This window comes from Pseudomonas sp. GM78 (assembly GCF_000282475.1).
Lineage (GTDB): Bacteria > Pseudomonadota > Gammaproteobacteria > Pseudomonadales > Pseudomonadaceae > Aquipseudomonas.
Genome location: NZ_AKJF01000059.1, coordinates 62,164 through 74,553, shown reverse-complemented (window position 1 = coordinate 74,553; position 12,390 = coordinate 62,164). Strand labels below are relative to the sequence as shown.

At 60.6% G+C, this 12,390-nt stretch carries 6 protein-coding genes; 4 read left to right on the top strand and 2 right to left on the bottom strand.

Annotation, left to right across the window (positions count from 1 at the left end; all coding sequences use genetic code 11):
• The 4 genes from PMI35_RS24335 to PMI35_RS24350 all read left to right on the top strand — a co-directional run.
• Window positions 1-1,207, top strand: a 1,207-nt coding sequence (locus PMI35_RS24335) for a CS1-pili formation C-terminal domain-containing protein (protein ID WP_008056672.1), incomplete at its 5' end; no start/stop codon positions are given.
• A gap of 199 nt (window positions 1,208-1,406) precedes the next feature.
• Entirely contained in the window at window positions 1,407-2,147 is a 741-nt protein-coding gene (locus PMI35_RS24340; RefSeq protein ID WP_008056671.1) for a hypothetical protein, read from the top strand.
• A gap of 5 nt (window positions 2,148-2,152) precedes the next feature.
• A complete protein-coding gene (locus tag PMI35_RS24345; protein WP_008056670.1) occupies window positions 2,153-2,653 on the top strand; it encodes a CS1 type fimbrial major subunit in 501 nt (166 codons plus the stop codon).
• 20 nt (window positions 2,654-2,673) lie between these two features.
• A complete protein-coding gene (locus PMI35_RS24350; protein ID WP_008056669.1) occupies window positions 2,674-3,939 on the top strand; it encodes a hypothetical protein in 1,266 nt (421 codons plus the stop codon).
• Between the two features lie 43 nt (window positions 3,940-3,982).
• On the opposite strand, the gene PMI35_RS24355 is transcribed toward PMI35_RS24350, so the two are convergent.
• Both PMI35_RS24355 and PMI35_RS24360 read right to left on the bottom strand, forming a co-directional pair.
• Window positions 3,983-9,046, bottom strand: a complete 5,064-nt coding sequence (locus tag PMI35_RS24355; protein WP_008056668.1) for an NEL-type E3 ubiquitin ligase domain-containing protein — start codon at window positions 9,044-9,046, stop codon at window positions 3,983-3,985.
• 153 nt (window positions 9,047-9,199) lie between these two features.
• A complete protein-coding gene (locus PMI35_RS24360; protein WP_008056667.1) occupies window positions 9,200-12,325 on the bottom strand; it encodes a transglycosylase domain-containing protein in 3,126 nt (1,041 codons plus the stop codon).
• Between the last annotated feature and the right edge of the window lie 65 nt (window positions 12,326-12,390).

The following is a 12,390-nucleotide window of genomic DNA, read 5'->3' as shown; positions in this document are numbered from 1 at the left end:
TGGCAGCATCGTCCCCAGCCACAACCGCAGCTGGCTCGACACCACTCGCCTCTACGACACCCTGCCCGACGGCACACGGGTGCGCCAGCGCAATGTGTTTGTCGGTCAGACCAGTAATTCGTCGCTCTCGGTGAATCACCGAATCACCAGCAAAAGCTCGGTCAATGCCAGGGTCTCCCACAGCGAAGGCAACACCGAAGGCACTGGCGTGGACCTGGGCTGGACTCAGCGCACCCGACTGTTCGGCAGCGACGCCAACTGGCGGCTGTCATTGTTCGACCGGCCCGGTAGTTTCAGTTCGGGTGATGACCGTAACCGTGGCATCGACCTGAGTATCAACATTGCCTTGGGCGGCCCGGGTGAGCAGATCTCCGGGAGCATTGGCACCCGCACAGCCCGAGAGGGCGGTCGGGATAACAACGCTTCGGTCACCTACCGCAAAGACCTGCAGGATCACCTGCTGCAAAGCGTCTCGGCCACGGCCATCACCGACACCTATGGCGTCGGCTTGAACGCGATGGCGACGATGCAAACGGACGTCCTCAACGCGGACGGTTTCATCCAGCGTTCGTCCTACAACAATGATTTCACCGGCGGCCTGAACCTGGACAGCACCGTGGCGGTGGGTGGCCAGAAGGTGGTCATGACCAGCCAGTACAGCCGCAACGGCGCCGGCATGATCATCGATGTCGAATCCGACATCGACGGCATCGCCCTGCGCGCCGACGACTTGAGCGGCGGCAGCGCGCTGCTCAAGCCCGGGCGCAATTTCGTGCCGGTCACCGCGTACAAGAGCAGCTCGGTCAGCTTCGACTTCGAAGGCAACCACGTGCCCGCCGCGACCATCCAGCCGGCACGCTCCAGCTATCACCTGAACAAGGGCGGCGTCGAGTATCGCCAGGTGCGCGTGATGAAAACCCTCACCGTGCTCGGTCGTCTGGTCGACCCCCAGGGCAACCCGCTCAAGGGCCACCACATCATCAACCACGCCAGTCGCGGGGTCAGTGAAGTGGACGGCTTCTTCTCCATGGAAATGAACGCCGGGTCGCCGACGCTGGAAGTTCGCCACGGCAGCCAGTTGCTGTGCCAGTTCCGCCTGGACCCGAGCCAGGGCCGCACGGAAAACAATGTGCTGATGATCGGCGACCTGCGGTGCACGCCGGATACGTTGGCGAATGTGGTCGATGCCGTGCAGAGGGCGGGTTGATGGACTCAACGCCTGGATTTTTCAAGATGCCGGAGTTTCTTGCTGTCTGCCAATGGGCTGCCGCAAGCGAGTTGTTCATTGGCGTCAATGCTGGGCCCAGGGCAACAGCGCCAGCACTCCGGGAGTGTCACGGTGATCTTGGATTCGCAAGTCTAGCGGCTGGTCCTTCGCTTTTTTCATTTTAACGAGGTTGCAAACGATGAAACCCCTGTTGGCTCTGTTCGGCTTTTGCCTGTTCGCGCAAACGGCCCACGCCGGCCCCAATATCAATATCGGCACGGTCTACGATTACATGGATGGCGATAAAAGCACCTACCTGAAACGCGTTTTCAACGGTGGTGACAGCACCGCCTTCGTCAAGGTCAACATCCTGGAAATCCTCTACGACGCCGACGGCAAATCCCGGGAAGTGCCGCTCCAGGCCAGTACTGACGGCGCCGCCCGGGATGGCCTGATGGCCAGCCCGGCGCGCCTGATCGTGCCCGCAAACGGCATGCAGGGCACGCGCCTGCTGTACATGGGCGAACGTGAACACGAGCGATATTTCCGCGTGCGCTTTGTGCCGGTGGTGCCCGAGAAGGAAGACGAGTTCGCGGTGTCCGTGGAGGAGCGTGAGGCGTACCGCGAGGCTCTGTCCGCCGGGGTCACGGTGCTGGCCGGTTACGGCGCGGTGTTTTTCGTGCGGCCCAAGGACGCGCGTTTCGCCAGCGAGATCGAAAACGACAAGGCCAACTACCGCATCCGCAACAACGGCAACACCGTGGTGGTGATCGATGAGTTCAAGGATTGTTCGGTCAGCAACGAGCAGGACTGTATGCCGACCACCAAGCATCACATTCTGGCGGGCCGCAGTTTTCAGTTCGAGAAACAGGCCGGTCGCGAGTACCGCTTTACGCTGATTGAAGGCCAGAGCAGCAAGAAACTCGATGTGAAGGGTTGATGACCATGTTCAGAAAATTGAAGGTGCTGATGGTGTCGGCGGTGACGCTGTGGGCATGCAATTTCGCATTTGCAGCTCGCGAAGTGCATGAGTTTGAAGTGTTCGTGACCATTCCGAACCAGGCGTTCTACGTCATTCCCGCCGACACCGACTGGATTCACCGCGAGCAGCGACTGCCGTGGAATCTGTCGACTTCGACCCTGGGTGGGTTGCGCAAGTATTTCGATGTGAGGAACCAGGCCGGCTCCATCGAAGCCAGGCTTGAAGGTCGACCTTATCTCTCCAATGGCAGGGAGGTCGACGACATAGCTTTGCGCGTGTTGTTCAACGGCAAGTTGCTGAGCGAGCTGGCCAGCAGCGAGGTGGTGCCGATGATCGACGCTACGCAAGGCAAGCGGGTGTTGCTGGAAGTGCAGCCAGTGCCGCCAGCCGACGGCGTTTACAAGCCCGGCAGTTATTTTGGCAGCGTCAATATGGTTTTCAATGCGGTGTTGCCGGGGGCGTGATGCAAGGGAGGAACAATTCAATGAGCCGTTTAAAGCATGCCAGTCAAACAGGACGTCGTGTCGGCCTGGGTCTATGGCTAACCCTGGGCGCTTCTTCGGTCTGGGCGTTAGACGTGTCGATCCACGCATCTTTCAGACCGGATTCTGCGAACCCGCAGCAGAATAAATTTAACAATGACACGCCACCCAGTGGCTACTGCGAATACTATCCGGCCCAGTGCAGCGATAACCAGATGTTCAGCTTGCGCGTGCCGATTCAGTTTCACTCCGACACGCCAATCGAGGCGCATCATGCTTCACCCCGCGAGGGTGCGACTTTCAAGGTGCCTGCCCAGGGGCGCGAATTGTCCGTGATCCATGAGGCGACGGGAGAGACGGAAACGGTCAGGGTCCGAATTGCAGGTTTGGGCTCTACCTATGTAACGGAAGATGTCATCAAGCTTGTAGGTGGTAGCGGGAGTGACTACCGACTCGCCCACAATCAACTGTGGGGCGCCAGTTGGGTGAATGCGCCTGCTCCCTGCCTGTACAGCGGTGTAGGTTATTACGGCGGTGCGCATTACGGTTTTTTCTGGAAAACACCGACAGAGGGGACTTGCTCGAAGCAGGCGCAGTTCGATGTGCCCTGGCTGCGATACGATTATCTGGATTTTGCCTATGAGCTGGTCACGCCCAACCCATTGGGCATGTCTGCGGGTCGCTATTCGGGAAGCCTGACCTACAGCGTCGGACCACACGGCGATTTCGACATGGGCGATGTCATGCAGCCGAGCGATTCGGTATTGACCTTGAATTTCACCCTGGAGGTGCAACACACCCTCAAGGTCGAGATTCCCCCAGGAGGTAATCGCGTGGAACTGGTGCCACAAGGCGGCTGGCAAGCCTGGCTGACCCAGGGGCGCAAACCCAGTCGACTGTTCCGCGATCAAACATTCAATATCTCTGCATCGAGCCGCTTCAAGATGAACATGGACTGCCAGTACAGCCTGGATGGCAACCGCTGCTCAGTGCGCGACCCGGTGTCCGGGCATGTCGTGCCGCTGGATGTCAGCGTGACCCTGCCCCATGGCCTGGTGGATGGCGCCGATCAGCCGGTCACCCGCCGGCCATTGCGGCGTGACGGCAGTGGCACCGAGTTGATTCAGCCGCTTTTTTATGTCGATCGCACCCCCGCAACCCTGCACTTCGAGATTGCGCCGGGCGAAACAGCGGAGATGCTCAAGCCCGGAATCACTCGGTCCTACTCGGGCCATGTCACGGTGATCTGGGACTCGGAAGTGGGTTGATGAAACACCCTGATGCATCAACCGATGCATCAGGGTTTACCGTTTACTGCTCAGTGTCTTTTTGCAACGCCGTGCGGGTCAGTTTTCTGCTCAGTTCTTTTTCCTCGTAGCCCATGTCGAAAAGCAGTCGGTTGTAGACCTCATCGCTCATGTCCTCCTCGGTGAGTACTTCACTGTCATCGACCTCCAGGCGGCGGGCGATGTCCTGCAAGGTCTGTTTCAGTGCCTGTCGTTGCGCTCCCGGCTGACCTTTGGAGGAGGCCCACGCGTGTTGAGCTTCGCGCAACTCATCCAGCAGGTCGCTTTTGGTTTCGAACAGGCGGGTATTGCGCATGAGTTCGTCCGGATGGGTATCGCGCAGGTACTTCTGCCAGAACGGTTGCTCGATCATCGCGTTGACCAAGCCGTCGCCGGCTTCCATCGAGGTGACCGTGTCGAAGGCAGTATCGAGCGTCTCGGCGCTCACGCCGGCGACGGGGCGATGCATCATCCCCTGCGATTGCCATGGGAGTTCGAGGCGTTGGGCAAGGCCGGTTTCGTAAGCGAGGTAGACTTCCACCTCATCGGGATCGCCCTCGCGGCTGGCGAAGTCGGCGCGGGCAATGTCATCCACCCGCCCCAGGCGCGCCGCGCCTTTGGCCAGGCGCACCAGTCTGCTTTCCAGAACGGCGTTGGAAGTCGACTGGGCATAGGCTTCGGAGGCGAGCACCTTGATGCCCATGTGGTTGAACACCTGGGCGCCGGCATCGGCACAGGTGGTGGGTTCGCTGGCCATTTCGAACAGATCCTTGCGCAGGTCCTTGTCCAGGTCCATGGCTTCGATCATGCGCCACACCCGATCGCTGAGCTGCTGGCGCAACTGGCCGCCGGCGCGGTAGTCGGCCGAGCGGGTCTGATTGTCGATCAAGGTAAAAAAGCCCCGGGAGTTCGGCTCGGTCATCAGGTCGTCCCAGGCCTCTTCGCGGAAGGTTCCCAGGCCCGGCGCCCGGTTACTCCACCAGGTCGAGTCGTTGTTCATCGGCCACTGCTCCATGGCGCGGGGCGCATAGAGTGCGTACACCTGCTCGGCGGCGAGGCCGACCGAACGGCGATACTCTTGGTAGAGCAGGCGGTTGCGTTCCGACAGGGGGGCTTGATGGACCAGGGTGCGCGCCACGATAAAGGCATCGTCGGAACCTTGCACCACGTTCGGCATTTCGCTGATGGGATTGTTCAGCAAGTCCAGGAAAAACCCCCGCGGGCGATGCTTGCTGAACGGCCCGAACAGGCCCTCGGGCCATTTTGTGGCGCCGGTGGTGCTCAAGCCCAGGATCCTCAGTTTGGGCATGCGCGAGACATCCGGAAGAAGCCGGAGTCGCGGGTTGTCATCGAGCCTGAGGGTTTCCAGGTGGGTCAGGTTGCGCAGTTGCTCGACGGCCGGCAACGTCAGGGTGATGTCATTGTTCATCAGGCGCAAGGTGCGCAGGAAATGCATCTTGCCGATGCTCTCCGGCAGTTGCGTCAAGCCGCAACTCCTGGCGCTCAGTTGGCGCAGGTGAGGGAAACTATCGAGCAGGCCGGAGGAGGTGGTGGAAAAGGTCGCGCGGTCCAGGTTCAGGGTGTCGATCTGCTCCAGGTAGGGCTTGATGTCCGGCATCTTCTGCCACCAGAGCTCGAGATCGATCACATCCATCTCGGTGGACAAGTCCAGCACGTAGCGGCCATTGGCATTGCTGTTGCGTTCGCCCAGCACCGTGGATTTTCTCTCGAAACACTCGATAAGCCGCTCAGAAATGTGCAGCCCGCCACCATTCACGAATCCTTCTCGATTCGGCCCCCAGGCCTCACCTTGTTCGTAGCGCCAGCGATTCAACAGCACCTTCAGGTCATCGAGCTCCCGGTCCAGTCTGTTGAGCATTTGATGCCCCTGCTCTTGCGAACCCAGGGACTGCACAAAATGACTGACCTCCCGTTCGTTGAAATGGGGATACAGATCTTCGACCCGCTCGGTCAGTGTGGTGGCGGAGCGCGAGAGCGTGGGGCCGCGCAACAGCGTCATGTCCTGGTGGTTGGCCGTGGGCAGAATCGGCGGCGCGGCGAGGGCGGTACGGCGTTCGGCCGGGATGTCGGTCTTGGCCATGACCCATTGTCTGAAGTGCTCGCCCTGGCCTGGTTGATAGCCAAGCTGTGCGCGTATCTCGCTCGGCATGGCATTGAGGACGGCTTCGTAGAAATCAGTGGCGTCATGCAGTTTGCCGTTGGCGTCGTCCCAGACTTCGAACTGGTTCGGCTCGTTTCGGACCAGTAGCCGAACGGTCGATGCGTCCGGGTTCCCTACACTCGTGCGCACGGTGCCGTCAGTGGCGCCTTCGCGAACCTCGATGCGCAGCTGCGCGAAGGTGTCGGTATTAATCCTCAAGGCGTTCAGCGCCAGGCTTTCGGTTTGCGCGGACCACTGCGCGCCGTCGTGGAAACCTTCGTAGGCATGGTTCGCCCGGGCTTCGAACGCGGCTTCACGGGCGCGGGTCTTGAGGCTCAGGGGGAGCCGTTGCTCCTGGGTCAGGCGAGTGCGCTCGCCTGGCTCGGCAGTGTCCAGCAGGATACTGGCTGCACTGGATGGCAGCTCGGGGTACGTCTGCCGGATCAGGCTCACCTGCGCATCGTCGGAGGCTTGCGCACCCTGATACAGCTGATTGACGATGTCGGTGTTCAGCCGGGTGGCTTCATCCGCGAGGCGCTCGCGCATCGTCTGCACTTGCGCACTTTTGTCCACCGGGCTGCCTAACACGGCCCGCAGTTCTTCTTCGCTGAGAAACTCGACCAGGTCAGAGGCGAACTCAGCACTGGTGAGCTGTGCGAGGCTGGTCGATAGCGTCTGCTCATTAGTTGCCTCGGCATTGCCGTACTGACGGAACGGGCCGGTCTTATCGGTTTTTTCATAGACTTTCAGGGCTTTGTCCGACGGCCAACCGTCCAGATATGTCGCCAGCGGTTCAAACCAGTACGCGTCAGCATCGAGTGTTTGGCCCGTGCGAATGTTCTCCACGTTTTGCCGGGCCTGGCGCTGGATGCGCAAGCGAGTGAGGCTATCTTCGAGCAAGGGCGGCGGGGCGGTGTTGTCGGCATGCATGCGGCGCAACGCACCTTCGTCGGTGCCGCTGGCGATGCGTACCTGTTCGAGATCGGCGTCGGTAAAGGCCTCTACCGAGTGGCCGAGGCGCCGCATCAGGGTCGGGCGTTCCCAGGTGCGCGGGTTTTCCGCTTCATGGGTCCAGGCGCCACGACCGTTGTGTTTCACTTCAGGTTGATAGGCATTGTCGCGTTCGGGGTGCTTGACTCTCCAGGTGCTGGTTCGTGCGTCCTGTTGCAGGGCGTAGTGCTGATTCTCCAGCGGCAGGATTTTTTCGCCCGCGTGTGTATGCAGCCCCAGCGCGTCAGGTTGCGAGTCCGTCGGCAGCTGCACTTCAGGCCGTTGATAGGGGGTGAGGTCGGGGTTCCACAGGCGGGGCTCGCCATTGGGCAGGGTCACCGGTTTCATGCCTTCGATCAGCGGCGACAGTTTCAGGCGCGCCACCTCACCGATCTGGCCGCCGGCGGCAAACGCCACCAGCGACAGGAAGTCCGTGACCGCAGCGGTAATATGCTCGCCCGCTTCGATCCGCAAACCCATGGTGAGGTCGAGGATGCCTTCGACGACGTCGCTGGTCATCTGGTACGCGGAGTACACCAGCATCATCTCACCCAGCCCCGGAACGAAAGGCGTGACCACCATCAGGGCGATGTTGAAAAGGTCCGAGACTATTTTCCTGAAGTTCTCCCACCAGGCCCAGCGAGCGTTGGAGTCAGCCTCGGCGGCGGACACGGCGATGAACCTGGCGTCGTTGAGGACCTTGCTGAGTTTTAGTTCGAAGCGGTACTGCCAGAGTTCTCGGGTGATCGGAGTCGTATCGAAATGCAGGTTGGGGGTGGTGACGGGTATTTCGCGCCAGCTCGGCCCCGGGTCCAGCGGTGTTTTTTCATGCCATTTCACTTCGAACAGACGCTGTTGCAGCCCGCCGAAAAAATGCCCACGGTCCGCCTGATCGACGAACCGGCTGAAGAATTGCTGGTAGGTCATGCCGGTGGATGACACGACAAGGTTGGCGCGCAGTTGGCGGGTCAGTTCATCCAGGAAGGCGACGCCCGAAGCATATTCCTTGAGTGGGTGCTCTGGGTCTTGCGGGACATAGGCAATCACCGGCGTGACGGCGCGCGGGTCTTGCTCCGCCCGGGCGGTGAGCAACACGATGCCGGTCAGCCGGCTGTCGAGAATGGACAACTCGCTGAACTCCATCACCCAGCCTTTGCGGGTGAGGTTGCGCTGGCCATCGAGCATGCTCAGGATCAGGTCTCGGGCTTGTGCGTCGATGTCGCCGGTCAGGACCGCCAGTTGCGCGGCGGCCTTGAACGCGGCCTTGTCGCTGTCGATGAGCTTGCGTTTCAAGACGCCTTGGGCGAGACCGTCCTTGGGCTTCAACTGTTCTTCCAGGTACTTGTTATAGCGTGCGCCGATGTCCAGTTCACGACACAGGGTCTGGAACTGGGCGATGCTCATCTTGCGTTTGATCGGCAGGATATCGAAGTGCCCGCGCGCATCGGGCTGGCTGATGAAGTCCGAGTCCGCTTCGCAGGTTTCCTTGCTCGAAAAGTTGTGCAGGGCCGCGTCCAGCAATGAGACGGTGCGGGTGACCACGCCACCCAGGTCGCTGGCGTACCAGGGCAGGGTTTTCGGTAGGTAGAGGTACAGGCAGGTTTGGGTTACATCGACATCAACCCCGTACTGTTTCAGCAGGGCGTCGGTGAGTAACGGTTCGGCGAACTCGTAGACGCCCTGGACTTTCTCCAGGGTGCGGTCGACGCTGTTTTGCGCTGCCCAGAGTTCGAGGTTGGCCTGTTGCAGCGGCGTGTGATCGAACGTCCCGGAGATCGTTGTCCACTGCTCAGACGTTCTTTTGCTCAGGTTCAGTTCGCGAATACGTTGGCGCGAGGCTCCTTTGAACGTGGGGTGGATCCGGCTGTTGATGAATTCGTAGTGGCGACCTTTTTCTTCGCCGGTGTCAGCAGATATACGTCCATGTAATTGCGGCATGTTTTCCATAAGCCTCAAGCGTTAAGTGGCGTTCCAGCCTAACGCTCGGGGCTTAAAGTAAAAGACGGATTTATCGTTGCCGAATCGCTGCCGGCCCGCTCAAACCATTTGAATTATCCATGCCGAAAACAACTATGTACCACCCGGCTTTTTTCAGCGCCGTGCCACCTCGACCGGCAGACACTGCGAGTTGCTCCCCGGTTGCAGATACGGCGTGAGAATCGGTGCCATGCCCTTGAGCACTTGCACCGGCAAGGCCGAGGTGAACTTGAAGGCTTCGGCCGTGCGCCCCGGCACAAACGCGGTCAGGGTGCCGAAATGGGTGTCGCCGATGTAGAACACGAAGGTCGCGGTGCGGTTGATCGACTTCGAACTCAGAATCCGTCCGCCTGAACCAATGGCCTCGATGCGGTTGTCACCGGTACCGGTCTTGCCACCCATGGCCAACGGCTTGCCATCGGGGGTGATGAAACTGCCGGCGACACGTTTGGCCGTACCGGCGTCCACCACCTGCGACAAGGCTTCGCGCATGGCCGTGGCAACCTCGGACGGCATCACCCGCTTGCCGACATCCGGGTCATTGATCAGCTTGGTTTCATAGGGCGTGTTCGCCGCGAAGTGCAGGCTGTCGATGCGCAGCGTCGGCATGCGTACACCGTCGTTGAGGATGGTGCCGATCAGCTCGGCCAGGGCAGCCGGACGGTCGCCGGAACTGCCGATGGCGGTGGCCAGCGATGGCACCAGGTGATCGAACGGGTAGCCGACTTGCTGCCAGCGCTGATGAATATCGAGGAAGGCTTCGATCTCCAGGATGGTGCGAATACGGTTGTCACGCGCGCCCTTGTGACGGCTCTTGAACAGCCAGCTGTAGACTTCCTGGCGCTCGAACTGGCTGGCTTTGACGATGTCCTTGAACGTGGCGTCCGGGTGGGTCAGCAAGTAGCCCATCATCCACAGGTCCAGCGGGTGGACCTTGGCGATGAAACCCTGGTCCGGCAAGTCGTAGGTGCCGGGTCCATAGGCGAGGTACAGGCGCTCGAGGCGCTCGTCGGTGAGCTTCTCCTTGTCGATGCTGGCCTTTTCGCCCGTTAGGTGCGATCGCACGAAGGTGTTGAAGCTTTGCTGGCTGGCCTGCGGCAGCAGGTAACGGTGCACGGCGGCCAGGCGGATCGGTGTCGGGCGCATGCTGTCGAGGAAAGTCTCGAGGCGCGCCTGGGTGTCCTTGTTGCGGTATTTTTTCCAGAACTTGAGCAGGAACGAGGTGCCTTCGCGGTCGGCAAAGGACGCCAGGTATTCCTGGCGCCGCGGGTCGCGGTCGTCCTTGAGCAGTTCGGCCCTGTTGTTGGGGCCCGAATACGTGGTGTAGCGCACGATGTCGCGCATCAGGCGAATGAACGGCAGGTTGATCGACTCCCGCAGGGCATCGCGCAGGGTCGGGTTGCGACCGTTGTCTTCCTTGCGGAAGTTATTGAACGTGTGCAAGCCGCCACCGGTGAAAAACGCTTCGCCGGGGCTGGCGGAGTACTTGCGATCCAGCGCGGCGCCGAGCATGGGTTGCAGGCTGCGGTCTTTGTTCTGGATCAGGTAGTCGACCACCCAGCGGCTCAGGCGATCCTGTTCCGGTATCTCGACTTTCTTGAGGTCCGGGACGGACATCTCGCCGTATTTGTCGTGCAACTCGGCAATGATCTGCAGGTAAGTGGTCAGCACGCGCATTTTGGCGGTGGAGCCCAGTTCCAGTTTGCTGCCTTCATTGATATCGAAGGGTTGATCGGTACTGTCGGTTTGTACCCGCACCCGCGAGCCATCCGGTGTCAGCTCGAACAGCGTGAAGCTGTAGCGCACCTGGGTGGTGCTGGTGGGCGTCAGCAAGCGTTCGCCCATCAGGCCGATTTCGGCGGCATAGGCCGGGTCGGCCAGGCGCTTGAGGTAGGCGGTGGCCTGGGTTTGCAGGTCGCCTTGCAGGGTGCTGGTGGCGGAGAGGTCGAGTCGGTCGAGATCGTACAGCGGACGATTGAGCAGTCCGGCCAGGCGGCTGCGTGCCACGCTGATGCCCTTGTTGGTTTCGATCGGTTGAATGGTCGGTTGAGTCGCCCAGTCGCGGTACGTCACTTTGCTGGCCAAGGCCGCAGCGGCAAAGGGCGCATCGATCACACCATTTTGTGCCAGCAGGCGAATGTGGCTGTCGGTGAGGTCGGACAGTTCATCGTGGCCCTTGGTCAGATAATGGGAAGGGCGGCGCTGGGCAATCATCAACGACAGCATCTCGCGCAGGGCCAGGCCTTTTTCCGCCAGGCTTTGCGGATCGGTGGCGTTGCTCGCCAGGGTTTCGTTGGCCTTGTTGAAGTCGGCGCCGTACCACACACGCAAACCCTCGGCCATGCCATGCACTTCACCGTGGCCCGGCACCGCCGACAGCGGCACGCTATTGAGGTAGTCGCGCACCACGTTCTGCCGAGCCTTGAGCGTTTGCGGCCCATCCTGATAAGCGCGCACGGTGGCGGAAATCATCTGGCGTATTTTTTCCCCGCCCGACACGGTCAAGCCATCGGGTGAGTGCCGATACTTCTCGAGTTGCGTTGCCAGGGTACTGCCACCGGCCGATTGACCGGGCAGGTGCAGCATCTTGGCGACCTGGGTATACGCCGCCATGCCGAACCGCGGCCAGTCCACAGCAGGGTTGGCGAGGGGCTGGCGCGGGTCGAGCAAAAAACGGTTTTCGATGAACAGCAGGCTATTGACCACCACCGGCGGAATCGCCTCGAAGCTGGCATAGAGCTGTTGCGGATACTTGTACTGGTACAAGGGGTTCGCGCGGCAATCGGTGATCGACAAGCCCGCCTGGATTTTCTCCGCATAAGGCACGAACAGGCCCTTGTCCGTGTAGTCCATCAAGGCCGGGGAAAACCGGGTCTGGGCGGAAATAACGTAATCGCGCTTGAGCAGGCGCGGCAGGAATTCATCCAGCGAGCTGTAGCCCAGGCGCAGGTCGAACGGCCCGGCGCCAGGGTAATGAATCGCGTCGCTGGGACCGGGTTTGAGTTCATAGCTCAGGGTCTTGGCAAACTTGCTGACTTCCCTGGCCTGAAACCTCGAGGTGCGCATCTCCTTGGACGCCGCCAGGCCCACGACGATCGCAATGATTACCAACAACAACCAAAACGCTTTCCAGCCGTGCTTGACGCGGCTGCGAGGAGGTTTTTCAGGTATCGGCGCTTCATCCACAGGTTCAGTCTGGACCACGGTTGTACTCGAATCGTTTTGCTGTAAAGCGCCCATAGTCGATTGATCCATTCACGCAGATTGATCGGACTTGTCTGAAGCTTAGTAGGCGCTGCCGCAGG

Coding starts and splice junctions, on each gene's coding strand:
- PMI35_RS24340 (WP_008056671.1), top strand. CDS start 1,407: ATGAAACCCCTGTTGGCTCTGTTCGGCTTTTGCCTGTTCGCGCAAACG.
- PMI35_RS24345 (WP_008056670.1), top strand. CDS start 2,153: ATGTTCAGAAAATTGAAGGTGCTGATGGTGTCGGCGGTGACGCTGTGG.
- PMI35_RS24350 (WP_008056669.1), top strand. CDS start 2,674: ATGAGCCGTTTAAAGCATGCCAGTCAAACAGGACGTCGTGTCGGCCTG.
- PMI35_RS24355 (WP_008056668.1), bottom strand. CDS start 9,046: ATGCCGCAATTACATGGACGTATATCTGCTGACACCGGCGAAGAAAAA.
- PMI35_RS24360 (WP_008056667.1), bottom strand. CDS start 12,325: ATGGGCGCTTTACAGCAAAACGATTCGAGTACAACCGTGGTCCAGACT.